Source organism: Exiguobacterium sp. UBA6309, assembly GCF_002439205.1.
In the GTDB taxonomy this organism is placed as follows: domain Bacteria; phylum Bacillota; class Bacilli; order Exiguobacteriales; family Exiguobacteriaceae; genus Exiguobacterium_A.
In genome coordinates, this window is the sequence record NZ_DJTL01000027.1 from 94,058 (window position 1) to 110,731 (window position 16,674).

Here is a 16,674-nt window from a genome sequence, read left to right on the forward strand (position 1 = left end):
ATGAGGGGATTTTGTATAGGAATTACGTACAGCACGTCGTGACGCGATGCAAATCCTTTTCTTGAATGTAGAGCGTCTGTTGCCGAAATTTATAAGAGATGTCAGCCGCTTGAAGCCTTTCGAGATAGTGACCAGCCGGAGCGATCGTCCATTTCACATACGACGTCGCAGCATTCGGTGAGACGAGACAGGTGAGCAATAAAAGTGGAAGGATCCATTTTCGAAGTTTCAGGCATATACCTCCTTCATTATTTCAAATACTGTATTAATGATTTTATTGTTTAAATTAAAAACTGAAAATCACGACTCACGTCAACAAAAATAACTGACCATCAAGCCGACCAACAGACCACTAAAGACAAGTCGATAGACGGGGGAACGATGGGTTCCTTTATTTCGTTTAACTTGATAGACGGTGAAATAAGCCACACTGGTCACCATGATGAAGATGGCCAGTGTACTGAGTATCGTAGACATCAGCATTCCTCCTTATCGTAAGACTTTAGCTAATGCTTTTCCTTTCGCCAGTTCGTCAACGAGTTTATCAAGAATCCGGATGTTACGAATTAACGGATCCGTTAGATGTTCCACACGAATCCCGCAGATGACGCCAGTGACAAGAAAGCGGCGTTCGTTCAGGTCGGGTGCGTGCTCGAAAAAGGCTGCGACAGTTTGGGTTTGTATGGCTTGTTCAAGAGTTGATGGCGTGTGTCCGGTCAACCAGAACAGCACGTCATCAAGCTCGTCTTGCGTCCGTTGCTTGCGCTCGACTTTTTGACGGTATACCTGATACAGCTGCAACATCGGCATTTGAAATACTTTTTCGTAACTCATCTGAATCGCCTCCTTTCATGGTAACATATGGGAAAAGGTCTTGTGTTAAGGATTTCAATTCATTTTGGAGGTGCAAAATGAAATGAGAAGTCGAATGATTGGAATGACGTTCATGACATGCGTATTGCTATTTTTAGGCGTCGTGGGTGTAAAACTGTCGTATCAAGCATTAGTCGATCCTCCGATCGATCAGTCGACGGGAAACTGGGTACATGTCCCGAGCACGATCTTACCGACTAAAAAAGTCATCTATGCGAAAAAAGATTTGATCACAAAGGCACTGGACTCTTTAAAAAATGGGCACAAAGGATATCGGAAAGAGCCGGATAAGAAACCTGTTGTTGAAGTGGGAAAGGGATCATGGACGGATGCAATCAATCAAATCACTCGCGTGGCTCCTTGGATGGTCGCTCTAGTGATGATCATCTATCTCTATCGTCGACAACGGTTCAACCGCATGCAGTGGTCATTTCGATCTCGTTATCCAACAAAACGATCTCCTGCATCGCTTTCGCTAACGCCTGAAGTCCAGTTCTCCTTAGAAGACAGACTCCTTGAATCGGAAATTCGTGAAGCGTTGCGCGCGTTCAATCGGTCACTTGCTTCAGCGCAGCAACGACGGACACATGAGACGCTGACGGAGTGGTTAACACGCTTAGAAGTCACAGTCCCGCATGAGATCTATCAGCTCGTTCGCTATGCCGACGTGGAAGAGCAGACACTCGATCCCTCTCGACGGACTGCTTTCCTCGAACAGCTTAAGCAAAATCAGACACGGCTCGTGTAATCAGCCGTGTCTTTTTTGATGTCCGCGATACTTGTTAAGGGCAAGCATGTTCAACAGGAACAAGGCGGCTCCGTAGAGAAATAATCCGAGCCAGTACGGCCAGATGCTCGACCAACCGTTACCGTAGACGAGTACCTCCTTGATCGCACTCGCTCCGTAGAAAATCGGAGTGAAATATCCGATGTTACCAAGTCCGTACGGGATCAGATCGAGCGGAATCAAACCGGAGAAGAAGATCTGCGGAATGATTGTAAAGGGAATCAACTGGACGACCTGTAGCTCAGATTGGGCAAATATCGAAATCGTTGCCCCGAACAAGACCGCGACGACGGCAAGTCCAAGCATCGTCAGGAAGACCCAGATGATCGAACCTTCAGACGGTAAGTCAAGTACGGTCGTCGCGTACAGGACGACAAGAATGGCTTGGATGGAAGCAAAAACGCTATAACCGAGCGTATAGCCGAAGATGACGTCGGTCTGGCGAATCGGTGTCATCATCAAGCGCTCGAGTGTTCCACCACTGCGTTCCTTGACGAGTGCCATCGCTGATAAGATGAAGACGAAAAAGAACGAGAACAAGGATAAAAAGACGAAACCGAGCGCATCAAACGTCGATTGATCGACATCACCATAGAGATAGTTCGTCTCAAGTTGCATTGTCGGCTGCAGGGATGCCAGTCCAGCTTGAATTTCGCGTAACGCTTTGGAACTTTTCGTCGAAGGTTCGCGGAGGTTCAACGCTAGCTGATTGTCTTTCATGTCTAAGACGACGTCGACCGTTTCATGGTCCTTGAGATAGGCGTCCGCATCACTGCCGTTATACGTTTTAAGCGTCAGATCCTGTTTTTCGATCGATTGTGAGACGGGAGCCGGTACATCTTGACTGATGGCAACGGCAGGCGTGTAGTCATCGTTTCCAAGTAGGAAATAGATCAAGGTGAAGATTAATAACGGAGCAAGCATAATCAGTCCGACGCTTCGTTTGTCGTTCAACGTTTGACGGATGACCCGTCGTGCGAGTTGCCACATCACGTCACGTCCTTTCCAGCGAGCAGGAACAGTTCCTCGACCTGACCGTTTTCAGTCTGTGCGAGCAAACGGTCGAGCGGATCGTAGGCGATAATCCGACCGTTATAAATCAATGCAGCCCGGTCACATTCATTGATTTCATCCATGACGTGGGTCGAGACGACAATCGTCGTACCTTGCGTACGAATCGCTTGGAATTGATTCCAAATCTGGCGGCGTAACACGGGATCGATCCCGACGGTCGGTTCATCCAGGAATAGAATGCTTGGACGATGTAGGATTGAGATGGCAAGGGACAATCGTTTCTTCATCCCACCGGAATAATGACGGACGAGCTTTTTTTGATCATTCGTCAAATCGACGAGCGTCAACACTTCTTCGATTCGTTTTGCTAAGTCCTGACGAGACATGTTGTATAAGGAACCGAAAAACTGTAGGTTCGCAAGCCCCGATAAATCCTCGTATAAGGCATCGTTTTGTGGCATGAAACCGATCTGCGAAAGCATCTTGAAGCTTGGCATCGAAGTGTCACCAATCTGAATCGTTCCAGCATCTGCTTGAATCGCGCCAATCATCAAGCGAATCAACGTCGTCTTACCGGAACCTGACGGACCGAGCAAGCCACAAATCTCACCGGACGGAATCAAAAGATCAATCTGTTGGAGGACGTCCTGTTGATGAAACGATTTTGATACACCGTGTAGTTGTAAATCCATCGTATTCTCCCTCCTTTTATGAAATAATTATTGAACAACGTGTTGATTAATTTCATTATAAAAGGGAGATAAACTGGGAGCAATGACCACTTGACGTCCATCTGTCGCTTAAGCGACACATCCTTCTAAAATGTTGAAGAAAGAGGCGATTTCAATGAAAAAACAGGATTTACGCGTCATTCGGACCGACCGGAGGATTCGTGAGACGTTCCTTCAGCTGATCGACGAAGTTGGTTTTGATGCTGTGACGATTAAGTTGTTGACGGATCGGGCGGAAGTCAACCGCGGGACGTTCTACCATCATTACGCGGATAAATACGAACTACTCGAGCGGATGACGAATGAGATTTTTGAAAAGATTGAAGCGACGTTTGAACGCGAGATTCCCTTTGTCCTGATCAACCAAAAGGAGGACTCGCCATACCGGCGCATCATCCCGTTTTTGATCTTCCTCTATGAAAATCGGACGCTGATGCGAATCTTGCTCAGTCCGACGAGTGACGGGATGTTTCGGAATCGCGTCCGTGATTACATGCAACAGATTCTGTTCTCGGGACTACCGGAACAAGGAGAACGGCTCGTTCCAGAAAATTATCTCATTGCCTATCTCTCAGCCGCCCATCTCGGTGTCATCGAATCCTGGTTGCGCCATCCAAACGAGACATCACCGGAAGAAATTGCCCGGATCATCTTTACGATTTCGATGGAAGGGCCGTTTCGAGCAGCGGGGTTCCGACGATGAGTATTGAGCAAGTCTTAGAAAAAGTCGTCGCGTGTTTGCAGCAAGAACGGATTCACTTTGGCATCGGTGGTTCATTATTGTTACACCATCATGGACTGCCTGTCACTCCGCGCGACATCGATCTCGTCGTCGCGTTAGCGGACGCCGAACGGGCAGTCCTATTGTTATCTGAGATGGGAACTGTCGTTGAACAAGACGAGACGTCACTTTACGCGACGGAAGTGTTCCAAGAATTTATGATCGAAGGAATCGATCTCGATCTAATGAGCGGTCTGCAGATTCGCCATGACGAGGGGATCTTTATCTATCCGTTTGCTGAACAAACGATTATTAATGAGACCGGACTTCCATTTATGTCACTCGTCGATTGGTATGTCATCTATCAATTGATCCCAGGACGAGAACAAAAAGTCGTGATGATTGAGCACTGTCTTGCTGATCAGGAAGTGGACCGAGAACGACTCGAACAACTGAGACGACTTAATCTCCCGAAAGACGTAAGCAATCGGATAGATCAATGGCTGAACTAACTCATAAGTCGCGCATTAAAACGACTTCGTTCGTTGCCGGTAAGTAAGCATGATTCGAGTCAAGCAAACCACAGAGAACGTATTGACCTTTTGAAGCGGCAAACACATAACGCGGCGTGAGTAAAAGGTACGGACGTAATGCGTTGAAGATGATGTCTTGCTGATGATCTTCGAGTTCCGGTGGAGTAACGGATGCGAGCGCGGTATGGAGTTCCTGATCGTCGGTCAAGCTAATCCAGTCAAGCGTCTTTTCGTCAAGGAGAATCGTGACGCGTCTTTGCTGATCAACATATGACGTCGGATGCGCGCGTGACAATTTGACAGCAAGGTAAGGATGTTGCCGGTAGATATGACGAATCATCCATTGTCCGGATTCACTAGGGTAGACGTTTTGGACGATTTTTTGAATCGCGTTTCGACAGGCGTTCACCGTCTCTTGCGAAATCGGATGAAAATCAGGATGTTCGGTCTGCATGATTACATCCTCTGCTGTCACACTTGCTGCTGATTGGAAAGGATGGCGTTTGAGAATTGAAGTTGACGAATTTGCCCACGTTAAGATGTCATTTCGATCGAGTGATGACGTGAAATCCAGTTTACTAGGCACAAGGATTGATCCTTCTTGTGTCACGAACGTCTCGACGACAGTATGCGCGTATTGATGTCCTGGTTTTGTATAGGAGAACCACTTTATTTGTTGTTTAGCTAGCGAGTCGATGTCCTCGAGCGTTAAAGCGAAAGGTTCCTGATTCACATGATGATCACTCGGGTGAGGACCGTATAGGAACAACTCATCGAGTTGACCGTTTTCCGTTAATGTCAGATGAATGAAACAACCGGGAGACAGCCGAATCCCTTCGTGACAACTCACATAACTGAAAAAAGTGTCATTTTCTTCTTCGAGCATGAAATGCGTACCATGGATCATATCGGTCTCTGATTCGATCCATGCCATCCGAGTGGTTGAATCACGTAAATCGTCAGGCACGGAATGAATCGAGTTCGGACCGTGTAAGGATAACGTCGTCGTTCGTTTCGTAACAGGGTCAATCGTAATCTGCACGGTTCCTTCTGGAAGCATCGTTCCATCCTCTTCCTCGATAACAGATGCACCTCGCGGAATCCAAAACGTTTCAAAAGAGTAGACGGTTTGGTCGTTTATTTTGTGTCGAGCGTAAGATGACTCATAGAAAATGTAATCATTTAACTGATACTTCTCGAGAATGAATTCGATTAATTGGGTAGTTATGATATGCACTACGTTCACTCCTTTAAATAACGATTAGCTGATTCATAATGATGATTGATCAAAAACAGGTGTACAATATCAGCTAATTATTCAAGGAAAAGAGAAGACCATCGATGAGTACTTTCTCTTTTTCATACGTTTAGTGTAACCGTGAAGTATTGGAAAAAGAATGTGAATTGAAATTTATTACATAATTGTAAGGCGTTGAACACGAATCAATGTATTATTCTAGAAGAGTAACTAGAAGAAGAATTGAGCTGTAGGAGGAAACAAAAGTGTCAGATTTTAGTCTAGCAATGAATCTTTTATTTGGGAGTGTCCATCTCATTCTTATGGCGATGGCGATCCCATCGATCATCTATGCACTCTATCTATTACGAAAAATCGCTAACAAATGATTGCAGGAACTTTTTGGTAAGAACAAGAAGACAGTTTAAGTACCCTCGCATCATCAAAAGGAGACGGTAGCATGTCATTTTGGACATGGTTTGCAATCTTATTTGTGTTAGCGGTCAGTGTTTACGCAGCTTCTCAATCGAAACGTTCCAAGAAATAACAAAAGGCGCGACTTCCGTTTACGGAAGTCGCGCCTTTTCGATTATTCAGTTTTGCGTGTCGAGCCAAGCGATTGCCTCTGCCAAGTCGTCGGCGATATAGTCGACGTTTGCTTGATCCATCCGGTCAGCGTAATCACGAATGGAGCTCTCTCCAGCAACGGTTCGGACTAAGATTTTGATACATCCAGCACGAGCGGCTGCCACCATATCACTCCAGCGGTCCCCAATGACGACACATTGCTCGAGTCGGAGATCGTGTTTTGCTTGTGCTTGCCATAATAAATTTGGTGATGGTTTGCGACAGGTGCAGTGATCTTCCGCTGCATGCGGACAAATCAGTATGTCATCAAAGCCGAAGTCCTGTAATTCTGTCCGGAACTCCTCTTCACGCGCGAGTCCTTTTGAAATACCAGGCTGATTCGTAAACACAATCAACAACATACCTTGGTTACGTAAACGTTCCATTAGTGAAGCGACGTGAGGGAATAACGTAAACGTTCCGGGATAGTGGACGGTGTTATCTCCACCAATCGTTCCGTCTCGGTCAAAAAATATTGCTTGAATAGAATTCATGTGTACAACTCCTTAGTTTACGAAGCATCTTTTAATTCTTGATACGGTTGAACACGTGCTGCCAGTTGTGCTGGGATGAAGGCAGCGATGACACCGAACAAAATCGGTAAGGCAAGCGACACGCCAATCAGCAACGGTTCATTCCACGGAACAAGATCATACAGGAAGTAAATCGTCGTATAAGCGACAATCAGTCCGACGATGCCGGAAATCAGACCAACAAGGAATCCTTCGAGGACGATCAACTGCCGGATCGCGCCGTTCGTCCAACCGAGCGCTTTTAAGACAGCAAGTGACGCCCTGCGATCGGTGACGTTTTGCCACATGATCTCTCCCGTCGTCAAAATAGCGATCGTGATGGCGACACCCATCGTCACGTAATGCATCGGACCGACTTGCAGGGCGACGAATTGACCGAGCCATGACGTGTAAAGAACACCTTGTAGATGGAACGTCACGAACAAGAAGAACGTTAGTAGTGCCGTTGGTAGAGCGATCGAGAGGACGGACAAACTGTTCCGCTTCCATTTCCCAAGTAGTTCTTTTAGCGCCAATGTCACGGTCGAACGAAGCTTCAGTCCGATACGAGCCGATTTCGCGTATTCGCCGGTCTTGATCGCTTCATACGGCGAGATCCGGCGAATCGTCCACGCCGACCAGGTCGCGCCAGCCAGGTAGATGACGAGACTGAATAGAGCAATCCAAACAAGACTCCAGCCGTTCATCGCTTCGTTCCGAACGAGCGAGAAAATGCCTTCGACGATCAAGGCAATCGTCGAGACGAATCCGGCTAGGATGGCTGCCTCAATCAAGACGATTTTATAAAGGTCCTTCGTCCGCCAACCAAGTGCGAGTAATACGGCAAACTCCTTCCGGCGAGCGAGCATCGAGACGTAGCTCGTTGCAAGGACATAAACGATGGCGACGGCGAGCATCGCGAAGATGACTCCTGAGAAACCGACACTTGTCTCACGGAAGATTGTCATCGCAGCACCGATGTGGATCCACGGTTGTTCGATCCAACCGAGCGTCTTGCCGTCATTGACGACCTTCGTAACGACCGGTTGTGGGGAGGAACCCTTGGTGATCGTAGCGATAAGACCAGTCTCTCGTTCGATTTCCGACTTGATACTTTGTAAGGTTTTATCTGATTGTTCACCGACAGAAGAAGCACCCTTTACTTTTAACCGGATCGATGAAATCGATTGATCGCCCATCACCTCTTGGACACTATCGACTGTCGTAAGAACGTTTGGAGAGTTCGTCAACAGACCAATTGGATTCCCGGTCGTGTTGATCGGTTGAGCAGGATTGACCGGTTCATTTTTTGAGTCAAGTACGATACTCGCAGCCGATGGTCGATAGGTCTCCATCGGTAATTCGTTCAATGGATCTTTGGAGACATTGATCTTGTTCGGATCATACAAACCGACGACATTAAACGTCAAATAAGGATTCATTGATTTAAAAGCAGATCCATCCGATTTTTTCATTTTTATTTCATAAGAATCTACCGTTCGGAAGCCGCGTTTCGGAAGATAAGAGGATGGTAATATAGCATTTTTGAATGTAGTAGGTGCTGTATGCACTTCATAAGCATTCTCCCAGCGTATAGGGAACGGACTTTTCACCGTTTGATAAGTCAAAGAGCCTGATTGGGCGACGAGTTGAGCGTTAGTATTTGCTTCCGAATGCGGAAGTACCTTAGTTTTTTGACCGAGTAGGGAATCAAAAAAAGCGCTCTCGACTTTAGAGGCATCGACTTTAATGTCTTGGATGATCTTTCGTTTTTCTTGATCGAGAGGTTGAGGAGCGTTCGATTGAGCTAGTCGCTGATAGAAGGTGTCACGTGCTTGTTTCGTTTTCAGATCGACGTTAACTTGTTCTAACTTAAATTGACTATATCCCGTGTTGAAGGATTTTGGATTAATCAATACCGGAATATTGAATTCGTTGGAACTCTTCTTGCTGGCTGAGGGGACATCCTCTTGATTAAAGTAACGAAACTTCTTCTGATTCAGGATGCTCTTATCCAAACCGACGAGTTGCGCTTCCGCCTCCGGATCGATTCCGACGATAAGACTATAGGTAAAGGGTTGTATGGATGAAAAATCTTGCGGATTTTGAAGATGGATCAATCGCGTATTCGGAGGAACGAGCGGCTCTTCCATAGTTGAAAAGTAGGCACCATCCTGTGCGATGAGTTCTTTCGAAAATCCACCAGCACCATAATGTGAATTACTCAGTCGATAAATACCAGGCTCGTCCGGAAAGTGGATTTGATTTGGAATCGAGATGCCGATATTGGCGTACCCCATGACAGCAACCGGAGCTGCAATATCAATCGCATTCATTTGTTTGATTTGTTGGTATTGTTCAAAGGAAATTCCACCATTGATACCATTTAAATAGTTCGGTTCGAGTAAATCATTCGACTCACTTGCAAGCTGACTGCCTTTCGGTCGTACGACGATGTCATACGCAGATGACCATTTCTTTTGTAATGTTTGTTCGACCGTTCCCTGACTGGAGTCGGTCAAGTTGAACATTAGACTGAGTCCAGCGCTGATGATGAGCGCACCGACGAGCGTAAGGATGAATTTCCCGCGCTGCCGGCGCCATTGATTGATGACGAAACGAATCATATGTAGTCTCCTTTGCTTGTTATTGGGAGAGCTGCGTCTTTAAATAACGCGCAAGATCTTGTTCGAAATGGTAAATCGCTTGTGCATCGAGTGCTTCTACTTCTGCTTGCGCTGCGTAGCGGGTGACGAAGTAAGGGGAGAGTGGCGTCACCAGATGAATGCGCTCCGTCCAGTCTGTCAACGATTCATGGCTTCGTCGCTTGAGGGCTCGTGGTAATCGTTGGTTAAAATCAAATAGCATCAGGCGTAATGATTCTATAGGAGGAGTAGGCATAGACTGAGTTGTTGTAGACGAAGTTTTATTCTTGAAAGAAAGATTTGATTGATCTTCCATAGTCTCCGTAATGTCTAAAGTATGTTTTCCTGTGAGTCGCTTTCGTTTTTTGATTACAAAATAAATGATGAAACTTCCGAAAAGAAGCAACAAGAGAAGGATGATCGAAAAACTAGACCCTGCCTTTTCTTCGGCTGATTTCAAAAAGCCTGGCGACTTGATAGCATTGGCTTTTCCACGTGCTGTTCCATCCACTTTTTCCGTTTTACCTGTACTTATACCTAAAATTTCACCTTCAGAATTTTCGTCGATCGTGTTATCGAGTGTACAACTATTTTTTTTGAAAATAAGTTTTGATACGTCATCATGATTACAATCTCGTACGATCGTCGTCTCCTGTTCCGAGAAGTCCGCATTCCGAAACGCTTCATACGCAGACTGCGTCGATACCGACAACAATAGAAAAACGACAAGTGAGCCGATAAAGCTCGTGATTAATTTGGCACGAAACGTGTGCAACGCGAGACACCTCCCTTTAAACAGTACTTAAACACTTTGCACCGTGCGTTTTCGGCGGTCTTCGACGATCCGACCATCCTGCATGAAGAGAATTCGGTCAGCGCGTTCGGCGAGTTCTAAGTCGTGTGTGACAAATAAAACGCCACATTTGTCTTCACGATGCAGTTCTAGCAACAGTTCAAAAATCGCGTCACCGGTCATGGAATCGAGATTACCGGTCGGCTCGTCCGCGAGAATCCATTGCGGATGGTGAAGCAGGGCACGGGCGATCGCGACCCGTTGTTGTTGCCCGCCGGATAGTTGAGCAGGTAAAGCATTTCGTTTGTCATCGAGTCCAACCCGTTCGAGCAGCTCGAGAATCCGCTCGTCTTGATTAAACGACGTCTTTTGTTTTAACAAGGCGACCTTTAAGTTCTCGGACACCGTCAGTGCCGGTAACAAGTGAAACTGCTGGAAGATGAAGCCGATCTCTTGCGAGCGGAATTGCGATAAACGTTTGTTCTTCCAAGACGTGATGTCCTGCCCGTCATAGAGGATTTGACCGGACGTCGGACGATCAAGCGAACCAAGAAGACTAAGGAACGTCGATTTTCCGGACCCGGACGGACCGACGAGTGCCGTTACTTCCGATTGCAAAAATTGTCCGTTTAGTTGATGCAAGACATCGGTCCGGACACCGCTTCGCTCGAACGAGTGCGAAACATCTTGAAAGGTAATATTCATGCGACCACTCCTTTTACATAATTTGGTTAAATATAGTGTATTATTTTTAGAAAATTTTGTCTATTGTGTTTTTATTTTCGCAATCCTTACTCAGTTATGTTTTTCCCATAACTTCTCTCTAAGAACGGATAAGCACCGATCAAGGAAGGCATTTAAAACGAAATGAAGATGCAAGAAAAGGCTATGGATCAGTGGAAGAATCATGCTGATGCTCCTGTGAATCGATACCACCATCTTTTTAGGACGATGAGAGGCATAAGGAACGAAAAGAGTAGTGGAATCGAAGACATTAAAAATATTCTTCTATTTCTCAGAAACGCTTGAAACAAAAAATCGGTAGACGGTTATTGAAAGGAAACGGTACCGCCTCGATAAACAACCTCGGACGTCACACCTAATATTGGAACAACAGTGGACGAAGAAATCACTTCGAATTGTCCTTGATTTACTAGACGTATCTGTTAATCGTCAAACGGATGATCGATTCACATGATGGTGAGGTAACGATTGAGAATCATCTGCATCAAGGAACTATCGTGACCGTTTTGTTGATGATGCACGAGATTCGAGCATGATGACATAAAAAAGGAGCGCGAACTCACACGAGATCTTCGTGAAGTGTGGCGCTCTTTTAATATGTTTCTAGTCTGATATGAATTGCTCGTAATTGTTTTTCCAAAGCCGTTCTCGCTAAAGGTTCACCCTTTCCTGGACCAGGCTTAAAGGCATAAGGGCTAAAGACTTTAGCACCTTCTTTGAGCCAGTTCGCGCGATACAAGTCGTGTGTCTCACTTCTCGATAAAAAAATACCGTCTTCGATTTCGACATCATCGTCTACTCCGAACTGAAAGCCGCAGCAAGAACAAAGTTCAAACGAAGCGTCATCATTTTCGTCATAAGCAACGTCGTCCATTTGCGCATATCCGCAGACGGAACATGTGTATTTCATGAAAGTACCTCATTGTTCAAGAATCTTTTGATACGTGTATCCTTTTAAGATATCTGCTTGATCCGTATAGGTCCAGTCAGCAATGGACTGATCTGGATGCGATTCAAAATAGTGATTGAGGATATCACGCCCCAACATGTAGTTACTCCAACGAGGAATCTCTTTTTGTTCGTTACCTACGACGAAGTCGAGTTGTGATACTTCATTGCTGTTGACCAGATGTACGACATGTTTCTTCGTTGCTTCATCCATTTCGACATTCCATGGAGGGGAGACGCCTTTGACGATTCGGTCGGCAAAGGCATCTGCCTTTCCTTCGACGATGACTGAATTAAGAGTCGTACTTAAACTAAAATCAGGTGTATCCTTGAGGACTAAGTGATGATATTCGTGTGCCGTCGAATATGCCAGGATGTCTTGATCGTAGTTTGTATCCAGGTAGAGAATGAATGCATCTTTATAGGCTGCTCCTGTAACACCTTTCATCGACTGAAGATCGAAAGAGGATTCAGGATTAACCGGAGCGACGATAATGGTACTTTTCTTTTTGGCAAGGATCTTATGAGAAGCGATGTAATTTTTTTTGATGATTTTTGTAATGTCCTCTTGTTGTTTCATCAAGTTCTCGATTTTATCGAGTAGCTCTTGTTCGTACACGGTTGATTGCAACATCGGGAAACCTTTCAAGTCGGCTGTCGCAAACTGCTCCTTTTCCCCGATTTTGTCGATATAGCTTAAGACATATTTCGCATAATTCTTTTTATCTACTTCAGGATCATTGTTTTTTAAGGACGATTGTAGATATTGTTTATATGGTTCATAAAGAAAAACAATGTTCAATGTACTTTCGGCATCGATTTTTACAGATTCGGATTTTACTTTTGTACTCTTTGATAACATTTTAGTAGTGGGTTGTGTTGTCTTTTGCTCTTCTGTACAAGCAGATAAAAGCAGAAGGGGAGCAGTTAAAAGTAATATTAGTGTTTTTTTCAAGCTACGTTCATCCTCCTTTTTTTATGATGTAACAACTGCTGTTCGATCAATCCTCTTTCGCCATAAGATCAATGATGATTGGATCACTGTAGGACAGAATATAAAAATCTTGTTCATGCGTCCTGATGGCAAATAAGTGCAAGTCGCCCCGTTCCGTATAGATTTCCTTCGTTTTCATATACTGCGCAGCGAACTCTCCCAAGATCGATTCTTTTGATTTCACGACCGGGAACGGATTTCGGAGTCTGTCGTCGATGATGCCATGCTCTTGTAATGTCCCTAGGAAAACGGCGTACTTTTCAAAACGCATTAAAAAGTAATCGCGCGAAGGATCGTCAATCAAAAGCTTGAATGTTTCGTCAGCGCCATAAAAATAGAAATCAATCGCGTAATGGTCGTTCGCCTTTAACGACATTGTATCCAATTCGAGATCGTATTCTTCTATTGTCAGTAGAAAATCAAGATCAATCGTTTTCACGGGAAATCACTCCTCTATGAAGATCACGGACATCTAACGTGAAAGATAAACTGTTATTTTTCTTATGAATCTTTATCGATGAACCACTTCTCCCCATGTTCCGCGATGAAACGGTATTCCGCGCGGTAATGTATGTCGTGACCCTCTTCTTTCATCTTGATGAAGGCAGCATCACCGTCCGCAGCTCTTTGATCAATTAATAGATAGAGGGCTTCGATGCGCAACAATAACATGGATCGCAGTTCGGAACGCGGTCCTTCATAGCCATACGCATCAAGGAACCGACTCACTCGCTTGGCGAAACGTGTGTCATCTTGCTCTAGTGAATAAGCAAGAACGGATCCGTCAGGTGCTTGTCGTCTGCTGCTAAGCGGAACGAACGTATAGAGCGTATAGACGATGTCCCAAGCACGTGGACCGGGTGCCGCGAGGTCAAAGTCAATCACGCCACTCAGTTTTTGATCCTGAAAAATCGTATTGTAGACGGCAAAATCGTTGTGGCAGATGACTTCGTGTGGAGTCGGGGTATTGAGCAACGGTGCCCAGTCCGGTGAGACGTCGAAGTCGACTGTAGCGTCATGATACTGGCGCATCAGATGCGCAACATCGTCTAATACGTCGTCATGCCACATGTATGCTTTTAGCGGATAATCGGCCGTTTCGCCAGGGAGGAAGGTCAGGATCTCTCGATTTTGTTCATCGATGCCGACGAAACGCGGAACACCGGATAGATGTTTCGCTTTTAAATGGCGTAATAGACGGTGAACATTTGGACTGTTCTCATTTTGTGTACGATAGACATAGTTGCCTTTTTGATAGACAGCGGAGACATTTCCGCCAGTCAATCGTTGTTCTTCAGACATAATCGTTCCTACTTTCTTTGTTTCATTTGTAATCGGTTACATATCGACTGGTCATTATGAATCCGCTTAAGAGAAACGAATTGTCTTTACCACGAGCCTGGAATCGACGGTCAAAGAGTCGAAAGAAGGTCGAATCTCATGTTCATGCTTTACGTGCGATTGTAATGTTATTCAATCAGTCGACACTTCATCGAAAAGAAAGTCATGCGACGAATCCGTGACATGATCGAGGAATGCTTCAACGTCTTCCGGCGAACGAAGACGAACGATTTGGTCCGCTTCACCTGTAACTGGCGGCTCGATTCGTTGTTGCTGATAGATGTCGTAGTACGACGATTCGCCACGAATTTCTCGTCCATCGCGTTTGGAGTGAGTCAGTCGGTTTGAAAGGATGGCTTCGGGTAAATCGAACCAGACGAGGATCGAGCGGAACGTCGAACGGGAGAATGGATCTAATAATTTTTTACGACCAATCCGTGAGGTGTTGGCATTACATAAGATGATCGTCTCGACGGAAGACGTGATTGCCTGTTCGATCAACCATCCCGTCAAGTCATGTTTGATCTGATTCGGTCCTTCTGTTGGAACGAGGTCCGGATAATGTTCGAGCAAAAAGCGTGCTTGTAGATCCTGATCGATGATAAGGCTTGAGGGGAGACGATAGGCAAGCTTTTTGGCGAACGTCGTTTTCTCGGCATGGGTCGGTCCAATCGTCAACAGGACGGTCCTCATGACGTCAGTTGTTCTTCCGGTAAGCGATCGGCGAGAATTTGCGCGAGCCAGTCTTCTTTCGTTCCGAAGCAAGGAGTCGTCCGTCCGATATGATAAAACGTACTGGCCAATGGTCCGGTGAAGTACGTCGCATCCGGCATGCATAAGTAAATCGGGCGATTCGTCGCGAGCGCAATCCCGAGTTCGACGTGACTACTTTTCCCTGCTGGTAACACGAGGACGAAGGCGTCCGCTTGTTGCACGGCTTCGAATTCAGCAAGACCAATCTTTCGTAATGCTTCGGGATCCTCTGCCCGATCATTCATCGTCCAGTCGTATGTTACATCGTGTCCACGCAAGCGGAGTTCATCGCGGAGCCAGCGGACGGTCAACGTGTGATCAAAGCGAGAAGCGATATAAAGGTTCATGTATGGATTTCTTTCTCAAGTAAAAGTAGTTCGATGGCCTGAACGAGCGCGTAGGCTCCATCAGACGTATTCGATAAGACGGTGACGATCGTTTCCGATTGTGGATAATAGGCGGAATGAAAGCTGACGCCCGGGTCGTAACCCATGATGTGCCACTTCTCGTGCGAGGCATCGAGTCGTTTCAGCCAGACGCCGTAACCATAAGACGCAACATCGTTGACTTTGACGTGAGGATGAAACAGTTGAGTAGTCATCGATTCAGACAGCAACTGATGCGTCAGAAGACTTCGCCAAAAACGTTCCATATCTGATGCTGTGAGGAAGGCACCGCCATCTGGTCCGCCAATGATTGGTAACGCATAGTGATTCGTTCGCCACGTACCGTCTTCATTCTCGATATGGCCGGTGGCTGTATCCGCCGGCAGGGAGTCGAGTCGGAAGTAGCCAGACTGCGTCATTTGCGCACGAGTGAATAATTCGTTCGTCACGTAATCCGCGAAGGGTTGTTTCGTCAATTGTTCGATCACGAGACCGAGCAGGATGTATCCCGCATTGTTGTATTGAAAACGTTCACCCGCAGTGAACTGTCTATTTTGGCCCTGAAACAACGGTAAAAAATCGATGGGACGACGCAAACGGTACATCGGGAAATCTTGAAAGACCTCTTCGAAATCGGTCATCGTCGCTTCGTCAAAATAATCACCGATGCCTGACGTATGGGTTAACAGATGATGCACGGTCACACCGTCTAGATCGATTCCTATGTCCGGTAGAATCGTCGCGACGCGTTCGTCGAGTGCAACCTTTCCTGCCTCGACTAACCGTAAGATGGCGACCGCCGTGAAGAGTTTCGCACCAGAGGCAATTCCGAAGCGCGTCGTTTCTGTATTCGATATACGGTAGCCCCGATGTGCGAATCTGTTAGCATGGCTAAAGATTTGTTCACCTTGCTGGTGGATGGAGACCGCCCCTTCGAGGTGCGTAAGCTCCGGTAAAGCAATGAGTTTCTTGTACACGTTCATCACCCTCTCTGCTTCCCATCCTATCGAATTCATTCATGCAAGAAAAGGGAAT

At 46.0% G+C, this 16,674-nt stretch carries 21 protein-coding genes; 4 read left to right on the forward strand and 17 right to left on the reverse strand.

Annotation, left to right across the window (positions count from 1 at the left end):
* Positions 1–22: 22 nt before the first annotated feature.
* From B3M90_RS09440 to B3M90_RS09450, 3 genes are all read right to left on the reverse strand, one after another.
* Positions 23–157 carry a hypothetical protein gene (locus B3M90_RS09440; RefSeq protein ID WP_290783719.1) on the reverse strand — a complete coding sequence of 45 codons (135 nt, stop codon included), beginning with the start codon at positions 155–157 and terminating at the stop codon, positions 23–25.
* Between the two features lie 155 nt (positions 158–312).
* The gene (locus tag B3M90_RS09445) at positions 313–477 is read right to left on the reverse strand and encodes a hypothetical protein (RefSeq protein ID WP_290783722.1); all 165 of its coding nucleotides are present in this window, start codon (positions 475–477) and stop codon (positions 313–315) included.
* Positions 478–489: 12 nt separating this feature from the next.
* A complete protein-coding gene (locus tag B3M90_RS09450) occupies positions 490–834 on the reverse strand; it encodes a DUF2200 domain-containing protein (protein ID WP_290783724.1) in 345 nt (114 codons plus the stop codon).
* 112 nt (positions 835–946) lie between these two features.
* Here B3M90_RS09450 and B3M90_RS09455 point away from each other — a divergent pair, with 112 nt between their 5' ends.
* Positions 947–1,621: a hypothetical protein gene (locus tag B3M90_RS09455; protein WP_290783727.1), complete on the forward strand. Its 675-nt coding sequence runs from the start codon at positions 947–949 to the stop codon at positions 1,619–1,621.
* Here B3M90_RS09455 and B3M90_RS09460 read toward each other — a convergent pair whose 3' ends face one another.
* Entirely contained in the window at positions 1,622–2,650 is a 1,029-nt protein-coding gene (locus B3M90_RS09460; protein WP_290783730.1) for an ABC transporter permease, read from the reverse strand.
* Positions 2,650–3,366 (reverse strand): ABC transporter ATP-binding protein, encoded by a 717-nt coding sequence (locus B3M90_RS09465; RefSeq protein ID WP_290783733.1) that lies wholly within the window; start codon positions 3,364–3,366, stop codon positions 2,650–2,652. Before B3M90_RS09465 ends, B3M90_RS09460 begins: the two co-directional genes overlap by 1 nt.
* A gap of 154 nt (positions 3,367–3,520) precedes the next feature.
* Here B3M90_RS09465 and B3M90_RS09470 point away from each other — a divergent pair, with 154 nt between their 5' ends.
* The gene (locus B3M90_RS09470) at positions 3,521–4,108 is read left to right on the forward strand and encodes a TetR/AcrR family transcriptional regulator (RefSeq protein WP_290776767.1); all 588 of its coding nucleotides are present in this window, start codon (positions 3,521–3,523) and stop codon (positions 4,106–4,108) included.
* Positions 4,105–4,638, forward strand: a complete 534-nt coding sequence (locus B3M90_RS09475; protein WP_290776768.1) for a hypothetical protein — start codon at positions 4,105–4,107, stop codon at positions 4,636–4,638. The genes B3M90_RS09470 and B3M90_RS09475 overlap by 4 nt, the downstream gene beginning before the upstream one ends.
* Position 4,639: 1 nt before the next feature.
* Here the strand turns inward: B3M90_RS09475 and B3M90_RS09480 are convergent, their stop codons facing one another.
* Positions 4,640–5,896 carry a hypothetical protein gene (locus B3M90_RS09480; RefSeq protein WP_214853979.1) on the reverse strand — a complete coding sequence of 419 codons (1,257 nt, stop codon included), beginning with the start codon at positions 5,894–5,896 and terminating at the stop codon, positions 4,640–4,642.
* A gap of 266 nt (positions 5,897–6,162) precedes the next feature.
* On the opposite strand from B3M90_RS09480, the gene B3M90_RS09485 reads away from it, so the two are divergent.
* Positions 6,163–6,285 carry a hypothetical protein gene (locus tag B3M90_RS09485; RefSeq protein WP_255344362.1) on the forward strand — a complete coding sequence of 41 codons (123 nt, stop codon included), beginning with the start codon at positions 6,163–6,165 and terminating at the stop codon, positions 6,283–6,285.
* Positions 6,286–6,489: 204 nt separating this feature from the next.
* On the opposite strand, the gene B3M90_RS09490 is transcribed toward B3M90_RS09485, so the two are convergent.
* The 11 genes from B3M90_RS09490 to B3M90_RS09540 form a co-directional block, all read right to left on the reverse strand.
* Positions 6,490–7,017, reverse strand: a complete 528-nt coding sequence (locus B3M90_RS09490; RefSeq protein WP_290783737.1) for an HAD-IIIA family hydrolase — start codon at positions 7,015–7,017, stop codon at positions 6,490–6,492.
* Between the two features lie 17 nt (positions 7,018–7,034).
* On the reverse strand, positions 7,035–9,662 hold the full coding sequence (locus tag B3M90_RS09495) for an ABC transporter permease (protein ID WP_290783740.1): 2,628 nt from the start codon (positions 9,660–9,662) through the stop codon (positions 7,035–7,037).
* A gap of 19 nt (positions 9,663–9,681) precedes the next feature.
* Positions 9,682–9,903, reverse strand: a complete 222-nt coding sequence (locus B3M90_RS09500) for a hypothetical protein (protein WP_290783743.1) — start codon at positions 9,901–9,903, stop codon at positions 9,682–9,684.
* A 579-nt stretch (positions 9,904–10,482) separates the two neighbouring features.
* Positions 10,483–11,178, reverse strand: a complete 696-nt coding sequence (locus tag B3M90_RS09505) for an ABC transporter ATP-binding protein (RefSeq protein ID WP_290783746.1) — start codon at positions 11,176–11,178, stop codon at positions 10,483–10,485.
* 631 nt (positions 11,179–11,809) lie between these two features.
* Positions 11,810–12,127, reverse strand: a complete 318-nt coding sequence (locus B3M90_RS09510) for a hypothetical protein (RefSeq protein WP_290783749.1) — start codon at positions 12,125–12,127, stop codon at positions 11,810–11,812.
* A gap of 9 nt (positions 12,128–12,136) precedes the next feature.
* Positions 12,137–12,967, reverse strand: a complete 831-nt coding sequence (locus B3M90_RS09515) for a DUF2268 domain-containing protein (protein ID WP_290783752.1) — start codon at positions 12,965–12,967, stop codon at positions 12,137–12,139.
* 199 nt (positions 12,968–13,166) lie between these two features.
* Positions 13,167–13,598 carry a hypothetical protein gene (locus B3M90_RS09520; protein WP_290783755.1) on the reverse strand — a complete coding sequence of 144 codons (432 nt, stop codon included), beginning with the start codon at positions 13,596–13,598 and terminating at the stop codon, positions 13,167–13,169.
* A 62-nt stretch (positions 13,599–13,660) separates the two neighbouring features.
* The gene (locus B3M90_RS09525; protein ID WP_290783758.1) at positions 13,661–14,461 is read right to left on the reverse strand and encodes a phosphotransferase; all 801 of its coding nucleotides are present in this window, start codon (positions 14,459–14,461) and stop codon (positions 13,661–13,663) included.
* 171 nt (positions 14,462–14,632) lie between these two features.
* Positions 14,633–15,193, reverse strand: a complete 561-nt coding sequence (locus B3M90_RS09530) for an AAA family ATPase (protein ID WP_290783761.1) — start codon at positions 15,191–15,193, stop codon at positions 14,633–14,635.
* Positions 15,190–15,600, reverse strand: a complete 411-nt coding sequence (locus B3M90_RS09535) for a group-specific protein (RefSeq protein WP_290783764.1) — start codon at positions 15,598–15,600, stop codon at positions 15,190–15,192. Before B3M90_RS09535 ends, B3M90_RS09530 begins: the two co-directional genes overlap by 4 nt.
* Positions 15,597–16,616 carry a serine hydrolase domain-containing protein gene (locus B3M90_RS09540; RefSeq protein ID WP_290783767.1) on the reverse strand — a complete coding sequence of 340 codons (1,020 nt, stop codon included), beginning with the start codon at positions 16,614–16,616 and terminating at the stop codon, positions 15,597–15,599. Before B3M90_RS09540 ends, B3M90_RS09535 begins: the two co-directional genes overlap by 4 nt.
* Positions 16,617–16,674: the final 58 nt, after the last annotated feature.

Bases quoted from the DNA above. Each gene is read 5' to 3' on its own strand.
- B3M90_RS09505 (WP_290783746.1), bottom strand. From the start codon at position 11,178: ATGAATATTACCTTTCAAGATGTTTCGCACTCGTTCGAGCGAAGCGGT.
- B3M90_RS09465 (WP_290783733.1), bottom strand. From the start codon at position 3,366: ATGGATTTACAACTACACGGTGTATCAAAATCGTTTCATCAACAGGAC.
- B3M90_RS09510 (WP_290783749.1), bottom strand. From the start codon at position 12,127: ATGAAATACACATGTTCCGTCTGCGGATATGCGCAAATGGACGACGTT.
- B3M90_RS09525 (WP_290783758.1), bottom strand. From the start codon at position 14,461: ATGTCTGAAGAACAACGATTGACTGGCGGAAATGTCTCCGCTGTCTAT.
- B3M90_RS09490 (WP_290783737.1), bottom strand. From the start codon at position 7,017: ATGAATTCTATTCAAGCAATATTTTTTGACCGAGACGGAACGATTGGT.
- B3M90_RS09450 (WP_290783724.1), bottom strand. From the start codon at position 834: ATGAGTTACGAAAAAGTATTTCAAATGCCGATGTTGCAGCTGTATCAG.
- B3M90_RS09470 (WP_290776767.1), top strand. From the start codon at position 3,521: ATGAAAAAACAGGATTTACGCGTCATTCGGACCGACCGGAGGATTCGT.
- B3M90_RS09495 (WP_290783740.1), bottom strand. From the start codon at position 9,662: ATGATTCGTTTCGTCATCAATCAATGGCGCCGGCAGCGCGGGAAATTC.
- B3M90_RS09530 (WP_290783761.1), bottom strand. From the start codon at position 15,193: ATGAGGACCGTCCTGTTGACGATTGGACCGACCCATGCCGAGAAAACG.
- B3M90_RS09445 (WP_290783722.1), bottom strand. From the start codon at position 477: ATGTCTACGATACTCAGTACACTGGCCATCTTCATCATGGTGACCAGT.
- B3M90_RS09500 (WP_290783743.1), bottom strand. From the start codon at position 9,903: ATGCTATTTGATTTTAACCAACGATTACCACGAGCCCTCAAGCGACGA.
- B3M90_RS09460 (WP_290783730.1), bottom strand. From the start codon at position 2,650: ATGTGGCAACTCGCACGACGGGTCATCCGTCAAACGTTGAACGACAAA.
- B3M90_RS09475 (WP_290776768.1), top strand. From the start codon at position 4,105: ATGAGTATTGAGCAAGTCTTAGAAAAAGTCGTCGCGTGTTTGCAGCAA.
- B3M90_RS09535 (WP_290783764.1), bottom strand. From the start codon at position 15,600: ATGAACCTTTATATCGCTTCTCGCTTTGATCACACGTTGACCGTCCGC.
- B3M90_RS09455 (WP_290783727.1), top strand. From the start codon at position 947: ATGACATGCGTATTGCTATTTTTAGGCGTCGTGGGTGTAAAACTGTCG.